The organism is Pseudomonas alkylphenolica, assembly GCF_000746525.1.
GTDB lineage: Bacteria > Pseudomonadota > Gammaproteobacteria > Pseudomonadales > Pseudomonadaceae > Aquipseudomonas > Aquipseudomonas alkylphenolica.
Genome location: NZ_CP009048.1, coordinates 2,150,222 through 2,165,629, shown reverse-complemented (window position 1 = coordinate 2,165,629; position 15,408 = coordinate 2,150,222). Strand labels below are relative to the sequence as shown.

Here is a 15,408-nt window from a genome sequence, read left to right as displayed (position 1 = left end):
GACGCCCTCCTAAAATTATGGGTGCCCGACAACTGACTCGCTGAGCTGCACAGAAAAGTGTCTGGCTTGCTCATTCTGCCTCCGGTTCGGGGGTAACGCTGTTTAACTGCTGATCCTGCCAGGCTGCGTAGGTTTGCCCCGTGCCCTCAACCACCCAGGAGGTGCGCCCATTGGCGGAACGGCCACACACCACGGCGGCGGCAGCGCTGGGGCTGCTGAAGGCATAGTCGTCGCTAAACACCAGGTTATTGCTGCCTTGCGCGACCATGACGCCTTCGCCGACCAGTTGCTTGAATAATCCCTGGTAGCCACGCTCGGTACCCACCCACTCGGCGCGGGCCTTAGAGCCCTTGAGCACAAAGAACTCGCCGTCGATTTCCTGCCCTTGCGCGCTGATGCTGTAACGCGGCACCTCCAGATTGAAGCGCGGCGAGTGGCTGACTGGAATGGCCGGGCTGGTACTGACGGCAGCGGAAGGCTTGGTCAGCTCACGCAGAAAGTCGAAGCCCAACACCGGCAGCACGGTACGGATCTGCTCTAGGAAGAAGGCCATATCAGCGCGGTCGGACTCCGGCAGACTGCCATAATCATGCGCAGTGCCATTAAGCAGCTCGCAGCGGCCGACTTGGTTAGCGATGCTGATCAGCAGGCTTTCCAGATACTTCACATGGGTCTTGGTCAAGTTCTGGTCCTTGCTGGTGACCAGGCAGACCTTTTCCCAAAAGTCCTTGCCTCCGGCCGTGCCTTCGGAGGCCTCGGGGCGGTTGTGCTGCTTGAGGCGCTTGGCCACGTCATCCGACTCGCCGATATACACCTTGGAACGCAGGTTGTTCTCCGGGTCGGGGCCGACCAGAAAATACACGCCGGTTCGCCCGCACTCGGGACGCTGCACCAGTTCGGCCAGCTTGCTGCGCGGGCCGGTCAGCACATGGCCGGTCCAGTTCATGATCTCGGCAGTAAGAAGGCCATTGGGAGTGCCGTCCACCAGAAACAGACGGAGACTGCGACCCAGGCTCATACGGTCTCCCGAAGGTCGATCTGGCCCGTAACAGCAGCAGTAATCAGGGCAGAACGGCGCTCCTTTAAAAGCTCAACACTACGCTCAGACTTAGCTATCAGCTCATCTATGCGCAGCGTTTCGCTTTCAACGTGCTGTGCTATCGCCTCTTGCTCATCCAACGGTGGACATACAACGAACATTTGACTGAGATGTATCGGCCCAAAGTGCTGGATCGTAGAGCCGGCTTTGAATAAGTCGATTTGGGTTGAAAACAGAGAGGAAACCACCAACGATCGAATATAGGACCTCAGCATCACACTCTTTTTTCCACGTAGGCGTATCAACCCTGTATAAGCAATCGACCCAGCAGCCTCGTCAGCCACTTCACACACCGTGCCCATGCTGGCACTGGCGCTAATCAAAAGATCACCCGGCACCAACCGAAAATGCTTCCACTGCCGCTCTACCTTATCTGGCTCTAAGTAATTGCAACCCGCCAAGGTTGCCCATCGGCCCTGAACGCCTGCAACGCGAAGGAGCGGAGTCCCCTCATCACGGAAGTCAACGGCCATGATGCCAGGTCCCTCTTGAAAGTCGATACAGACCTTGAATGGCTTGATCGACCAATGCTCCGGCACCTCACCTAGCCACTCCAAGCCGGAGTCTTTCATCTTCACGTTGGGGTCGAGGCCCTTGGTGACGGCATGAGTGATCAACGTCTGGCGCTTTTCACGTAGCAGCTCAACAAAGTGGGTTTTCTTTTCCACCAGCGCATCGATGCGGGCGGTTTCGCGGTCGATATGCCCCGCGATGGCTTCGCGCTCGATTTCGGGTGGGACGGGCAGGGGCAAATCGATGATGCGCTCCACTGCTAACCCCGGCTGAGCGGAAGATATCGAGTACTGGCCAAGATTCATTGCCCGTAACAACTCACCAAGCCACCGAACCGCAGTGGACTCATAAGGCGAAACGACTACGGCATGCTCGGACGCCCAGAATTTACCCGCGGCATAGTTGATATTCCCGCACAACGCCCCCTGCCGGCCCACAAGCGCATATGTCCCCTCATGCGTGAAGGAGGTGCAGTACCCTCGCAAACCATTCCCGCCATAAACAGGGTACGCACCTTCCTCCTCGATTGACTCGCTGGTGATGAAGTCTCCACTCTGCAACGATGCCAGCCACTTGAGTTTTTTAACCTGCCAATGCTCTGGCACCAGCCCCAACCACTCCACCCCGGAATCCTTGTACGCCGGATACGGTTTGTAATGACTCACGCCGTCACCTCACCCAGCAGCGCAGCAATCTGGGCCTCAACAGCCTTCAAGTCAGCATCAATTTCGACCAGCGCACGCGGCGGCTGATAGACGTAGAAGTAGCGGTTAAAGTTGATCTCGTAGCCGACGATACCGACCTGACCGTCCTTCGCGTCGGCTTTGCCGGTATCGATCCAGGCATCCGGCACATGGGGCAACACTTCGCGGACGAAGTACTCGTCGATGGACTGGCTAAGCGGCACGTTCTCGAACTCGCGCAGATCTGAGTCGGCCTGCAGATTGCCCTTGTCGTCTAGTACCGGCTGGGCGCTGGCGTCGCGCTCGCCGAAACAGGCCAGTGCGGCTTTCAGTGCACCCTTGCCGATTTTTTTGATACCGGCGGCCTTGAGGAAGGCCGGGAGGTTATCGAACTCGCCTTGCGCTCCGGTGAAAGCCTCTACCTGATCCGCCCCTTTGATGGTCTGGTATGCCGCGAGTTTGTCAGGCGTGACGGAGAAGCGTAAGCGCAGCGGGCGCTCGACGGTGATGCGCCGGTAGCCAAAGTCGGTGGTAGCAAACACTTTGCTGTTCACGCCATTCTCACCGGCATCATACAGCTTGGCAATGTCGGCGATCTGATCCTCAGCGAGAAACTTGCGCTTGCTGCCCAGGCTCTTGCGCATGGGCGCGTGCATGGCAGTTGCATCGATCAGTTGCACCTGACCTTTGCGTCCGGCGTCCTTGTGGTTGGAGAGCACCCAGATATAGGTGCCAATGCCGGTGTTATAGAACAGGTCGTTGGGCAGGGCGATGATTGCCTCCAGCCAATCATTCTCCAGAATCCATCGGCGAATCTCCGACTCACCTGAGCCTGCGCCACCGTTGAACAATGGCGAACCGGAAAGGACTATGCCGATGCGCGTACCACCTTGCTCCGCTGGTTTGCGCTTGGACAGCAGGTGCATAAGGAACAGCAGCGAACCGTCACCCACCCGTGGCAACCCCGCACCGAAGCGTCCGGCGAAACCTAGGCTGGTTTGTTCGTCCTGCACCTGCTTCTGCACCTTCTCCCACTTCACGCCGAACGGCGGGTTGGCCAGGCAGTAGTCGAACTGCTCATGGGGCAGCAGGTCATTGGACAGAGTGTTGCCAAGTTTGATGTTCTTGGTCTCGAAGCCCTGGATAAGTTTGTCCGCCACCGAGATGGCGTAGGTCTCCGGGTTCAGTTCCTGGGCGTAGGGCACCAGCCGCGCATTGGGGTTCCACTCCGCCACCTGCTCAATGGCTGAAGATAGGAAGCCGCCCGTACCAGCAGCGCAGTCATACACAGTGCGCACCACGCCCTCGCCATTCAGCGCCTGATGGTCGGGTGCAAAGATCAACGTAGTTGCAAGGCGCACAACGTCACGCGGGGTGAAGAACTCCCCGGCAGTGTCGTTGGCGGACTCAGCGAACTTTCGGATCAGGTGCTCGAACACCAGACCCATTTCGTGGTTGCTAATGACGTTGGGATGCAAATCGATGCTAGCGAACTTCTGCGTCACTAGGTACAGCAGGTTGGCGGTCTCCAGTCGGCTAAGCCAATCAGCAAAATTAAAGTGCTGAAATACCTGATGGGCATTGGACGAAAACTTGGCGATGTAATCTTCCAGGTTAACGCGGGTACTGGTGGAGCTGACGCTGTCCAGAGCGTACTGCGAGACGTTGTAGAAAGTAGCCCCGGCAGTGGTAGGCAGGATCAGATCCATGTCCACGCCACTGGCGTGCATTGCCAGAAACTGGCTGCGCACCTTTTCACGCGTCGGCTCTAGTACGCACTCTAGGCGGCGCAGCACGGTGAAGGGCAGAATGATGCGACCGAACTCGGACTGTCTGAAGTCGCCACGCAGTACGTCGGCCACACTCCAGATGAAATCGGCGAGATTTTGCTGTTGCTGGTTCACGCAGGAATCCTTTAAACGGGTGAACGCAGGGAAGCTTGTCGTGCGATGATCGCCCCGGTGCCTCCCTGCGTTGGTTGTGTTGCTGATGGCAGAACCTTAACCGGTCAGGGAGCTGAGAACCAGCACGCGGGCTGCGACCTGTAAAGATTTCAGGTAGATAGCTACCGTAGCAATCCTTTGCGTAGACATTTAGCCCTCAGCGGCTTCAACCGAAGCTGCTGAGCGTCCTTCACCAGGTAACGCATCGCCCTATGGACATTGGCGCGGATTGCTCGTTCGCTCCGCAGGATCATGCCGATACCACATTCGTCTCCGTACTTTTCCTTGTCGTGGTTGCAGCTATTGAAGTAGCCCTGCCCCCTAGTGATGCGCACCCAAAGCTCACCAATCTGCTGGGCCTTGTAGACGTCGCCACGTACCTGGTTGCCATTGAAGAAGTAGGCAGCATGGACGTGATAGCCCCGATCCTCACCCTGCTCAAGCGCACAAATGTAACCAGTGAGGTGGTCAAAGATCGGGTTGCGCTCATGCTCGGCGATCAGCCGATCCAGGTCATCGAGCACGTGCTCGACACGTAACCTGACCTGGGCCTCCTGCCGGTAGTAGAGATCGATCCTGATGATGTTGGTGCGCGAGTAGCGATCAACCACAGCGTCGGAGTAATCGCAGACATGGAACTCCTGTTGCTTAGCCCGATAGCTGAGGTCATTAGCATTAGGTCGATAATCCCTAGTACGCCTCAGATGCCGGATCCGCGCCACTAGGACGTTCATGCTGCGGTGATGGTCAAGGTAGGTCGTACCCTCTTCATTCAGGCAGACAGGACCGGTAGGACGATGCTCCAATCCGATATCCTGAATTGCCTGCCTGAACGCCTGTAGGTGCTCGCTGTAGCGGTATTCAACTCGGTCATCGAACAGATCCATCATCTGCCGGATGTGAGTGAAGTACCTGGAAAGCCTGGTCTCCTCAACTCGTTCATAACCTGCACGGGTTTGTTTGAACCGAAATGCTGGGCTGTCATGCTGCTCAATGGCCTGGACGAGTCGTTCAATCTGAATGGCGATGTCGGACTGGGAAAGGTAGGTGTAGGTGTTGCGTTTGGTCATGGTGACGTACCTGATTGGTTGTTTCGCATATCAGGTACGTGATGTGTACTTTTTAACCGATGATGTATCGCTAGCTTGAGCGGTAGGTGGTGTGTAGCTGATCTAGATGGCTATTTAAGCTTATTGATTGATAGTTAATAGCTATATAACTAGAAGCACCTCACGCCACGGTGGACGATCCCGATAAGGCTTAGTAATGGGGAGCAATATTGCCGAGCCTGCCGAGAGATTGACCCATTTGGATCCTGGGGAAGTTAGCTGAGAATGCAGGATCTCCCCAAGCAGCATAAACGCCATGACCAGCTACTAACTGGTCATGGCGGAAATGATCGTTTCTAGCTGGCCATACTCAGATGACCGGTGGACCGCGCAGTAGCTGCAGCGCCCTCAGCCAGGTCACGCTCTTCGATCCGTGCCAGGATCCAATCGTGCACCTCGCTGTCGACCCAGCCGACGCAGCGATCACCGAGAGATACCGGTTTTGGGAAGCTACCTTCCGCAATGTATTTGTAGATGGTCGACCGGGCAAGACCTGTCGAGTCGATGACTTCTTTTAAACGGATGATCCTCATGAACGGGGCTCCTCGTGTTCGTTCAGAGGATTGGCGGGGGCGATAAAAAATAACCGCCTAGACGGCTTTCGCTCGTGCTGGCGTGAGCAACCCCGCTTTTTCTCTAAGCTCCGCAGGGCAGAGGGCTTCCGTAGTAATCTTCGTCGTTCCAGCGTGCTCGCCGACTTCCCTCAGCATCCTGCCACTGCCAGCGCCCCCATCAAGCAACATCCCCAAACAGGAATAACCTAGTCGCAGATCACTGGGTAGAAGTCTGAAGTTCAGGCTTGACCAGGCAAGTCCATCAATCCGTGAAAAACGCACCTTGCACACCCGTGCAAACTGAATAGTCATCTCCCAAAGAAAATCTATGATCTCAGTCTCGTCGAGCGAGCTCGCATCTTCAACATCCCTCATTGGCTTACGAAAAAATGCGCTGATGTTACCTCGGACGCCAAGGAAAAAGTCTGATTTAGCTACATCTAGCTGCTCCCAGTGCCGCGCCAGAAGGTCTGTCACGCAACCGCTCAGAAAAAACTGGAGTTGCTCAATCGCGTGTTTGGGAGCACGCCTAAAAAGACGGAGAACCGAGGCCGGCGTGGAAAGTTCAGGCAATGAGTATTTATGCTTAGTAGCGGAATTTCGCCAGCGCTCAAGATCAAACCAAACGTCCCCTATATAACGCACATCATCAGCCCATTCGTCCGCACACTCATGCACAACGAAGCCTATCTTGTCCGTCCCCAAGGTGATTTGCCGATGGTTCAGGTTAAGGACATAACTGCTTTTGAGTTTTTCAGCATAAATGGGGCTGGCGACTCCGGGCACATGTCGCCGAATAAACCCCATTTCAACAAGCTTCTTAATCCGCTGCTTAAGACTTATCTGCTCAAGGCCGGTAAGTCGACATAACTCTACATTCCCGAGCGAATTTACTACGCCAAAACGGTCTGCATGAGCGGATAGCACTGCAAGCAGAAGTCGATTGGATCGACTGAGCAGTGAAGTGCGGTTCGGCACTGCTGCCCTCGTTTGCTCCGCCTTCACAGTAGGCATCGAATAGATTTCCACGTCGGGCCTGGTGGCGTGAATGTAAGGCCTCTTGATTAGGTGTTCGACGGCGCCAAAGTGCGGCGCAAGATCGATGGGGCGCGAAATCAACCTCGCAATCCCGAGCTTATTGACCACGTCGTCATGTATGCGAAATGATTTTTTCAGCCGACCGGCTCGTTGAGCCAGCGCCGCTGTAGCGATGAGGATTGATTCTTTCACGAGCAAGTTGAGCGTATTAGCACTCTCTCTCGTGGGCACTCCAAGGCAACCAGCCAGCTCATCAATAGTGATCGGCCCTGTGGCAGTGAACTCGTAACGCAGGTAAAACGAAGCCAGCGTGAACCGAGCCTTCGAATCAAGCCGCCCTAAATCCAGTGACAAAAGACTAATTAGCATATGAATTCCGAAAATAATCATAGCTAAATATACCCTATTTTTATCAAAAAAATCTAATATCGTTATTCATAACGTTATCAATGATGAATATACTAGCCCTAGCGAATGCTCCAGCAGGAATAGATGAGAATGGGACGCAAAAGAGTAATTGGACTGGATTGGCTTGATCCTGAAAATACGAATCAACGCCTTTGGGCCTTGAAGTATTTGCAAGCGAAAGGCTTAGAGAGAATTTTCCATAGCAGGGAGAGGAACCTTCCGAATGAGCTTCCTTCCCACAACGAAATGCTGGATGCAGGCATGTATATCGAGCAGGACGCTGGCGCGAGCAAACTATTTCGCGACATGAAGGATGCTTGGCGCCAGGAGAAAGACAGAAACAAGAAAAAGGAGAGCGGCCGCCAAGTGTGCGTATTCACGCTGAGTACAGCCACCAAGAGCCATCTGCAAGCCATGGCCAAAGAGCAAAAAAAGAGCCCAACAGTGCTGCTGGAGAGCATGATTACAAAGGCTTACACAGCCCACGTGCGCAGACAGCAAAGGCAACTGTCGAAACAAACTTTGCAGGGGAGTCGTCACCACACAATTCAAGACCTCCACGAGATGTTCGTCGGAGGCGCCATACAGCCCGATAACTCAGCCATCCCCAGCCATTCCTTAACTGAAGAATCAATGGGTGAACCTGAGCTGCTGAAGCAGAAGTCAGCCGAGTACTCTTCGGCTGCTTCAAATGAGCGCTCTAGTTCGCAGGCTGCCCCAGAAATCGTTGAATCTCTGCTTAAGCAGGAAGAGGCTATTACCCTCATTCCAGATTCACCCTGTAATAGTCAAATGCCGTCCGCGGCGGCAGGGGATGATCAGCCAGAACAATCAGCACCGGTCGACTTAAATTCAAGTCCGACCGATGATTTCCCTCACGCTCAAACCGACAACCCTTCACCCGTGGTGAAAATCAGTCCCCAAAAGAGAAAAACGTTCAGGTTATCCAGCGTTCGCTGACCAAAAGCCTGGGACAAGGAACAAAGTGATTAACTGTCCGATCTGAAGCGACATACAACGTTTGGCATTCCAAACGGCATTCCAGGCAAAAAACAAAACCGATTTTTTCATTAATAAACAACAAATTACATTCTCCGTTCAGATTACCCCGGCACATCGACTCACATTGGCTGCCAGGCGCTTGAGCCTTTCATCAAAGCTCGTCAGAGCGAAACTCTGGCAAGAGAAAAACCTACGCCCTGCTTTGCCTGGACATGCCTTCTTCAGGCTTCACGAACTGAATATAGGGGGCCCGTGCTGCCAATTCTGGGCGGGAGGTCAGGATGAAGAAAAAGGCGAAACCACCAAATAGTCACTAAAACCAGAAACAACAAAGCCACCCGAAGGTGGCTTAGTCGTTCTAAATAATGGTCGGGACGGAGTGATTCGAACACTCGACCCCTTGCACCCCATGCATGCCAAACCAGCTTAGCTGCATGATAGCACAGGCTTTTCTCCTTGGCGCTCGCTGCAACGATGCCCAACGAATCCGAACCGATACGGACAAAGTCACTTCGAAAGTCACTGGCCCTGGCCAGCCCGCCTCCGGCGTTCTGCCGACAGATTCCCTTCCTTTATATGCACCACCCTACTCCACCCTGCACCACCACGACTGCGCATAGTAGGCACCGTCCACTTCCTCGATCCCGGTCAGGTTCATTCCGACCTGGGCCATGCCGGTGATCTTCACGTCGAGCAGCCGCGGGATAACGTCAGCGCCAGGCCCTGAACTAAATATCCAGGCGCTGATTGTCGAGCGCCCAAGGCCCGCGTCATGGCATTCGCTGATTTGGATATCGCCAGCCACTACTGTATAAAAATACAGCACTCTATGGATTTGCCCGGAGCCTGGCAATTGCCGATCTGCGGCAGAATCGAGGCCTGATGAAGCCTGTCTGACGCCAACATAAAGATCCCCACCTTGAGAACTAGTAGCTGGGTGATTGCTCGCCAACCTAGGGAGGAATGCCGTCCAAGATCTAGAGCCTGTGGCGACAATAAGAATCGTCTGATTCCGAACGGATGGAGCAGAAGGTAATTTCAGATATTCCCTTCAGCCAGCATGAATCAGCAATGAACCATGAAGATCAAAAAAATGGAATTAACGCGAAGCAAGCAAGCAAGCAAGCAAGCAAGCAAGCAAGCAAGCAAGCAAGCAAGCAAGCAAGCAAGCAAGCAAGCAAGCAAGCAAGCAAGCAAGCAAGCAAGCAAGCAAGCAAGCAACGATAAGTTAAAGCCATCCTTCCTTGCAAGTTCTTTTGCTGCATTTTCTGGTTGCGTGGCACCCTCGCAACCGATTGACCTCGACGGCACCTGTACCACTCAGTATTACAGCGAACTCAAATCTGAAAACCTTAATTATCACTGGGGATTTATTGAGGGAACACATACCCAATGACCCTAAACAAACTTCTTCTGCTTACAACTTTAGCTTGCGCCTGGCAGGATGCCTCGGCAAATTGCAAGTATTATGTAGCCCACCAACAAAACCCTATAATTATTGATATACCTCCAACACTTTCAATCCCCAGGGACACCCCAAATAACACGACTATTTACGAATCAAACACCGTAACATTTTATGGAAACAGCTCTCTCGCTTGCACAAACATATTCCTCATTGGAGTCAAAAATAACTTAGGGACAGGTTCGCCCACTTCAGATATATTCCCTATCAGCAATAGCGGCCTAGCCTGGCAATGGGTGAAGGAGAAAGAAGTCATGAAAGGATTTGGTAGCGCCACACGTAATCCTGGAGGATACGGGTTCAATGGCACCACTCATAGCCTACGCCTACTTAAGATAGCCCCTCTCAAGGGGAATATAACCATCCCTGCGGGGGATATCGGATACTACCAGATGGGTACTATTCAGCCTCTTGCAATGCGGATTTCTAAAAGCGTATCCATTGTAGCTCAATCTTGCGAAACCCCAGATATAAAAGTTGAAATGGGACAGTATGATCTTGGTGTTTTTTCCGACATCGGCGACACTTCGAAAGCAACTGCATTCAACATTCTACTCAACAACTGCCCGAGTGGAATAAATAAGGTCATGTACAGTTTAGCTCCAAATCCGACCACCCCAGCCTGGGATGCAGGCCAGGGCATCATCGAGCTAAACAAGACCTCAACTGCAAAAGGCATTGCCCTACAAATACTAGACGGCAATCAAACCCCTCTGGAATTAAACAAAGATCACGTATTCAGCGACTACACCTCTACAGGCGGAAATTTCCGGATACCACTGAGCGCACGATATTATCGAACACTTCCAGCAAGCAGCGGAGGCAAGTTTGATTTAGGGGTAAGACCTGGAACGGCCAACAGCGAGGTGTCATTCGTTATGAGCTATCTATGAACCCTCGCTCACCAGACGTGCAGGACGCTCAATGCAGCGAGCGCGCAGGACCTCCAAGCGATCGTAGCTGGTACTCGGTGACAGCCTGATACAGCGACTCAGCCTCAACTCGCAGGCGCTCGACTTCCTTCGCCGGCTGGCCGGTGTCCTGGGCTGCGTGATAGCGCCGCTGAGCATTGATGGCCTGCTGAATCAGCGGCTCGCCGGCCTCGATTACTCCCGTCAGGGGCTTCTTCACGCTGCTGCTCCGGTTATTTGACCAGAGCAGTATAGGACGCTTCGCACGCCAAGCCGGCTATTCGGGCTCGGTCATACGCTTTCGCCAGCTCTCCCGCTCGAGCATCAGCCCGTGAGAGCAAGTCGGAGAGCATCATCGCGGCGCGAGCGGCTGCTGTGAATCTGGTGAAAACAGCTGTACAAGAAGCAGAATGCCATTTTTAAGGATACACAGCCGTCAGGGAGTTAAATAATGCTCGGAGTCGATGTTTTTGAAACCGCATACCATGAGCTGGCCAGCCGATACGAAAGCCTGACTAAGGATGTGTATCTGGTCCCAGCCGATCAGATGAGGGGATGCTCCGATCTGCTAGGCCTCTGCCAGGTTGAATACGACGAAAAGCTCTACTTCAACGACGAGTCGGCAGACGTGGAAAGTTACGGCAGGGGAGACGCCGGAGGCGTGACCATAAATTTCCTCTTGAGAGGGAAAGGCCGAAGCGCCGTGTTCATCAACGAAAATTGTCTTCCCGATGGCACTCGCGAAGATCTCGTCTGGCTGTGGCGGTACAACTCACTGCATCATGAGCTGATGCATGCGCTTGACTTCAACAAGCAAAAAAATTTCAACACTGCTCGCCGGACATTGGACCTTGTTGGCGCCGAGGCTTTTGCTGATCACAAGACCCTGATGCATCTCAAGTCTAAAAGCTCGTGCGGGTTCATGAAAATTGCATTGCAGCAATACGCTATCAATGCCCGGTCAATGGGCGAGAAAGGCGGAATCAGATCAGATATCTACGCCCGGCTTACCAGAAAGGTCGATAGCAAGAGCATTGATTACTGGGCAACAATGGAGATCTAAATAGCGTTTGCCCTTTAACGGCACGCTGCAGTCGCTGTCTCCAACAGCTTTTCATACCCTATCCGCTGCCTGCGCTCCGCCAGCAGCGCCCTCACCTTTACTTCCAGGCTGTCGCCCCTCTTCAATCCGGCTGCAGCCCACGGCGGCACCGCAATATCTGGAGCCCGGCACGGCACCTGCACCGGCACTTCGACGCGTACGGTGCGGACCTCTGGCTCAACCTTTCCAGCACATCCAGTGATCAGCAGGCCGATCAGCACAAGCCCGCTCCCACAGATAAAGCCACGAGATACGTGCCCTGCAGCACTCAAGCGGTCCGCCCCGCTCCCACGGGCGCGCAAGTTCACCACCGGCATCATAAGCCCAGCTCCTTATCGATGATCGAGGCCGCTGCCGCGCACTGGTCGCCACCGGTGCGCTCCTGCTGCAGGCGGTTCGCCGCGGCGAAATCATCCTGTGCCTGAGTAGTTGCTTCCTTCACCGCCTGCTCTACCCTGACCTGGCGCTCGTTTCCGGCCAGAACCAACTCACCGAGTTTCAGGCCTTGCTCAGTGGTCAGGGTCTCGAGGTTGCCTTGTGCGCCCTTGCAGCTGACCAGAAGGGAATTGGCGTCGTCGAGCTGCGGGCGGTAGTGCTCGGCCGCCTGCCATACGCCGAAGGTGGCGCCCAGACCGATCAGCAGCAGCGCCGCGAGCAGATACGCCAGCGCCCGGCCGCTACCGAGATCACGCGAGAATCTCCAGCGCTCGGTCGTACAGCGCTTTGCGCTCAGCGGCACCATGTGGCACACGCCCAGGTTTTCCGGTGTTGATCACACTGCCGACGTCCTGGAAGCGACCGGCGTCGGCTAGTTCATTCAGGCCGTGGGTGGACCACCACCAGGCGGCAGACATCGCGGCATACTCCGGCTGCTCGAGCATTTCGGGCTGATCCTCCAGCGGCAGGGACAGGCCGACTCCGGCGGCGGCATAGTTCGCCCGGCCAGTGAGTTGAATCAGGCCGCGCCCACGGTACCGCCAGCCGTCACCCGGCTGACTGACCTGATCGAAGTGAAGACCTTGCGCGAGAAGATCATCGACTACATGCAGCGGAGCGAGCAAAGCACACGCGGCTGGTTCTGCACCTGGTGGTTCAAGTTTCACGTAGTCGGCGTCAGTGGCACACCAGAGATTCGCCGCGAGCTGGAACGCATGCAGCGTGACGGGTTGGTCGAGTCCGATCGAGAGCAGACCAACAACACGAAGTGGCGGCTGATCAAGGCCACCCAGGAGGCGCAGCCATGATCCTCCTACCCATCGCCGCCCGCTCCACATGGCCTGGATGATCTGGAAGGGGCCGAGGCCATGATGATCGACGTTGGAGGTGGCGTGCTTAAACCGGGAGAGCTGACGAACAGCGCGAGGCAAGAGCAGCCGGAGCGGCGCCAGCGGTTCATCGTCGTGATCCACGGCTGGCACGTCCACAGCAAAGGCTTCAACGTGCACCAGCTATCGGCAACCAATTACGACGAAGCCCAGAAGGAAGCCTGCTGGCTCAACGACCAGCGGGACGCCCCTTTCGACCGCAGCGCTTATGTGGTGGTCGAAATCGATCAGCGCGAGCACCTTCCCCGCCGTCTTACCTGGCGCGAACGCCTCACCGGCAAGATTCAGTAACCCCTCCCCCTACAACAACTCAAGCCTGCCGGTAGGCGGGCGAGGACCAGTCATGACCGAAATCATGGATTACGACCCGAACCTCATCTGCAGCGGGAACATGGCCACCCAGATTGTTCGCCTCACGTTTGGAGTGTGGCAGTACCGCGCCCAGGTTGAGGTTTCAATCGGAGGTAATTGCACGGGGCTGGAAGTCATTTCGGCCGCCGTTGGGGCTGCCTACGAAAAGCTCGAACAACGCGGCATCTACAACAGCGACGAGACCTACGCCGTGATTCTAATGGCGCATCCGGATGATCCAAGCCAAACACTCGAATGCGGCGATGACGATCCGGACTGTGCTACGGGTGATGACTGGCTGGGCCACATGCTCATCGCCGCCGAAATCATTTCAATTTCGCCGAAGCCTTAACCCCTCCCCACCTCTGCCGCCATGCGCGGCGTGGAGACAAACACTCATGGCAAACGCAAATGCCGCCAGGGTTGCCGCCATCGCGCCGCGATTCATCCGGTTCGGCGACGCCCCTGGTTATCTCGGCATGTGCCGGGATGAATTCAACAAAACCGTTCGACCCAACGTGCAGGAATTCCCTATAGGAAAACAGGGAGTTGCCTTCGACCGGCTTGAGCTTGACGAGTGGGCAGACGCCTACGTCGCGGCGAAGTCGATTGAAAAAGCCACCATTCAGGACAACAATCGGCCCCGCAGCGAGCGCCGAGGAGATGATACATGGCGCGAAAAACGATCACCGGCCTCTACGAGAAAGGTGGTGTCTGGCAAATCGACAAAGTCTATAAAGGGGAGCGAATTCGAGAGAGTACTGGAACTGGTGACCGGGAAGAGGCAGAGCAATACCTGATCCACAAACTGGAGAAGCTGCGTCAGCAGAAGGTGTACGGGGTTCGACAAATCAGGACGTGGGAGGAAGCCGCGATGCGCTACCTCCTTGAATCCAAGGATCAGCCGTCTATTCACCTCACCGCCCTGTGCATGAAGCAGCTTCACCCGTACCTGGGCCACTTGCCACTGACTCACATCGATGACCAGGCGCTGGAGCCCTTCATCAGGGATCGGCAGACAGAGAAAGTGCTCGAGGATGGCACCGTACAGAGGGCGGTGAGCAACCGGACGATCAACATTGCGATCGAGCGCGCGGTGCGGGTACTGACCCTCTGCGCGAGGAAGTGGCGGGATGATGATCGTCGGCCGTGGCTGGATAGCGTGCCGATGCTTAAGAAGCTTGAGGAAAAGAAGTCGAGCCGCAAGCCCTACCCGATGTCATGGGAAGAGCAGTCGATTCTGTTCAACGAGCTTCCTGGGCATTTGCAGACGATGGCCTTGTTCAAGGTGAACACGGGCTGCCGCGACCAGGAGGTATGCAAACTGCGATGGGATTGGGAGATTTCGGTGCCGGAACTTGGGACCAGTGTATTCCTGATCCCCGCTGACTTCGGCGGGAGGCACGCCCGGTCGGGCGTAAAGAATGGCGACGAGCGCCTGGTGGTATTGAACAGCGTGGCCAAGTCGATCATTGAGAAGCAGCGCGGTATCAGCCGGGAGTGGGTTTTCCCCTACAACGGCACTGCAATGCATCGGATGAACGATTCAGCCTGGAAGAAGGCGCGGGTGAGAGCGGCGAAACTCTGGCAGGAGGAAAACCTTCGCCCCGCTCACCCTGGGTACGCTTCGATCAGGATTCACGACTTGAAGCACACCTTCGGCCGCCGACTGCGGGCCGCAGGAGTAACTGAAGAGGATCGGAAGTCACTGCTCGGACACAAGAACGGCAGCATCACCAGTCATTACTCCGGCGCTGAGCTGGGCAAGCTGATTGAGGCTGCGAACATGGTATCAACAACCGACTCGCGTGGTCCGGTGTTGACGATATTGAAGAGGAAAATCGGATGATGTCCCGAAAAAGTCCCCGTACGCAGAAATGAAAAAGCCACCCTAAGGTGGCTAGA

At 55.2% G+C, this 15,408-nt stretch carries 17 protein-coding genes and 2 pseudogenes; 9 read left to right on the top strand and 10 right to left on the bottom strand.

Annotation, left to right across the window (positions count from 1 at the left end; translation table 11 throughout):
• Positions 1-70: 70 nt before the first annotated feature.
• From PSAKL28_RS10115 to PSAKL28_RS10090, 6 genes are all read right to left on the bottom strand, one after another.
• Positions 71-1,018, bottom strand: coding sequence for a GIY-YIG nuclease family protein (locus tag PSAKL28_RS10115; protein WP_038609665.1), 948 nt, complete (start codon positions 1,016-1,018; stop codon positions 71-73).
• Positions 1,015-2,277, bottom strand: coding sequence for a restriction endonuclease subunit S (locus PSAKL28_RS26460; RefSeq protein WP_174446940.1), 1,263 nt, complete (start codon positions 2,275-2,277; stop codon positions 1,015-1,017). Before PSAKL28_RS26460 ends, PSAKL28_RS10115 begins: the two co-directional genes overlap by 4 nt.
• Positions 2,274-4,199, bottom strand: coding sequence for a type I restriction-modification system subunit M (locus tag PSAKL28_RS10105; protein WP_038609662.1), 1,926 nt, complete (start codon positions 4,197-4,199; stop codon positions 2,274-2,276). The genes PSAKL28_RS26460 and PSAKL28_RS10105 overlap by 4 nt, the downstream gene beginning before the upstream one ends.
• 161 nt (positions 4,200-4,360) lie before the next feature.
• Complete coding sequence (locus PSAKL28_RS10100) at positions 4,361-5,308, bottom strand: YagK/YfjJ domain-containing protein (RefSeq protein WP_038609659.1); 948 nt, start codon at positions 5,306-5,308, stop codon at positions 4,361-4,363.
• Positions 5,309-5,643: 335 nt separating this feature from the next.
• Positions 5,644-5,880 (bottom strand): helix-turn-helix transcriptional regulator, encoded by a 237-nt coding sequence (locus PSAKL28_RS10095; protein WP_038609656.1) that lies wholly within the window; start codon positions 5,878-5,880, stop codon positions 5,644-5,646.
• A 57-nt stretch (positions 5,881-5,937) separates the two neighbouring features.
• Positions 5,938-7,329 carry a hypothetical protein gene (locus PSAKL28_RS10090; RefSeq protein ID WP_051939249.1) on the bottom strand — a complete coding sequence of 464 codons (1,392 nt, stop codon included), beginning with the start codon at positions 7,327-7,329 and terminating at the stop codon, positions 5,938-5,940.
• Positions 7,330-7,437: 108 nt separating this feature from the next.
• On the opposite strand from PSAKL28_RS10090, the gene PSAKL28_RS10085 reads away from it, so the two are divergent.
• From PSAKL28_RS10085 to PSAKL28_RS28115, 3 genes are all read left to right on the top strand, one after another.
• The gene (locus PSAKL28_RS10085; protein WP_038609653.1) at positions 7,438-8,307 is read left to right on the top strand and encodes a hypothetical protein; all 870 of its coding nucleotides are present in this window, start codon (positions 7,438-7,440) and stop codon (positions 8,305-8,307) included.
• Positions 8,308-9,427: 1,120 nt separating this feature from the next.
• Positions 9,428-9,745 carry a hypothetical protein gene (locus tag PSAKL28_RS26820; RefSeq protein ID WP_038609647.1) on the top strand — a complete coding sequence of 106 codons (318 nt, stop codon included), beginning with the start codon at positions 9,428-9,430 and terminating at the stop codon, positions 9,743-9,745.
• The gene (locus PSAKL28_RS28115) at positions 9,742-10,707 is read left to right on the top strand and encodes a fimbrial protein (RefSeq protein ID WP_084589079.1); all 966 of its coding nucleotides are present in this window, start codon (positions 9,742-9,744) and stop codon (positions 10,705-10,707) included. The genes PSAKL28_RS26820 and PSAKL28_RS28115 overlap by 4 nt, the downstream gene beginning before the upstream one ends.
• Positions 10,708-10,735: 28 nt before the next feature.
• Here PSAKL28_RS28115 and PSAKL28_RS10070 read toward each other — a convergent pair whose 3' ends face one another.
• Positions 10,736-10,945 (bottom strand): hypothetical protein, encoded by a 210-nt coding sequence (locus PSAKL28_RS10070; RefSeq protein ID WP_038609644.1) that lies wholly within the window; start codon positions 10,943-10,945, stop codon positions 10,736-10,738.
• A 13-nt stretch (positions 10,946-10,958) separates the two neighbouring features.
• Positions 10,959-11,123: pseudogene (locus tag PSAKL28_RS26810) on the bottom strand (DUF2514 family protein); the annotation flags it as partial.
• Positions 11,124-11,176: 53 nt separating this feature from the next.
• On the opposite strand from PSAKL28_RS26810, the gene PSAKL28_RS10065 reads away from it, so the two are divergent.
• The gene (locus tag PSAKL28_RS10065; protein WP_038609641.1) at positions 11,177-11,788 is read left to right on the top strand and encodes a hypothetical protein; all 612 of its coding nucleotides are present in this window, start codon (positions 11,177-11,179) and stop codon (positions 11,786-11,788) included.
• 355 nt (positions 11,789-12,143) lie between these two features.
• On the opposite strand, the gene PSAKL28_RS10055 is transcribed toward PSAKL28_RS10065, so the two are convergent.
• Positions 12,144-12,569 (bottom strand): hypothetical protein, encoded by a 426-nt coding sequence (locus PSAKL28_RS10055; RefSeq protein WP_257011877.1) that lies wholly within the window; start codon positions 12,567-12,569, stop codon positions 12,144-12,146.
• Positions 12,514-12,816: pseudogene (locus tag PSAKL28_RS26805) on the bottom strand (glycoside hydrolase family 19 protein); the annotation flags it as partial. The pseudogene PSAKL28_RS26805 and the gene PSAKL28_RS10055, both read right to left, overlap by 56 nt.
• On the opposite strand from PSAKL28_RS26805, the gene PSAKL28_RS10045 reads away from it, so the two are divergent.
• Genes PSAKL28_RS10045 through PSAKL28_RS10030 form a run of 5 tightly spaced genes read left to right on the top strand, consistent with a single transcriptional unit; the run spans position 12,778 to position 15,352 of the window.
• Positions 12,778-13,071: a hypothetical protein gene (locus PSAKL28_RS10045; protein WP_257011876.1), complete on the top strand. Its 294-nt coding sequence runs from the start codon at positions 12,778-12,780 to the stop codon at positions 13,069-13,071. The pseudogene PSAKL28_RS26805 and the gene PSAKL28_RS10045 overlap by 39 nt on opposite strands.
• A 60-nt stretch (positions 13,072-13,131) precedes the next feature.
• Positions 13,132-13,443, top strand: a complete 312-nt coding sequence (locus PSAKL28_RS10040; protein WP_051939245.1) for a hypothetical protein — start codon at positions 13,132-13,134, stop codon at positions 13,441-13,443.
• 52 nt (positions 13,444-13,495) lie between these two features.
• Positions 13,496-13,855, top strand: coding sequence for a DUF5406 family protein (locus tag PSAKL28_RS10035; protein ID WP_051939243.1), 360 nt, complete (start codon positions 13,496-13,498; stop codon positions 13,853-13,855).
• Between the two features lie 46 nt (positions 13,856-13,901).
• Positions 13,902-14,303 carry a hypothetical protein gene (locus PSAKL28_RS28110; protein ID WP_257011875.1) on the top strand — a complete coding sequence of 134 codons (402 nt, stop codon included), beginning with the start codon at positions 13,902-13,904 and terminating at the stop codon, positions 14,301-14,303.
• Positions 14,189-15,352, top strand: a complete 1,164-nt coding sequence (locus PSAKL28_RS10030; protein ID WP_257011898.1) for a tyrosine-type recombinase/integrase — start codon at positions 14,189-14,191, stop codon at positions 15,350-15,352. Before PSAKL28_RS28110 ends, PSAKL28_RS10030 begins: the two co-directional genes overlap by 115 nt.
• Positions 15,353-15,408 lie beyond the last annotated feature (56 nt).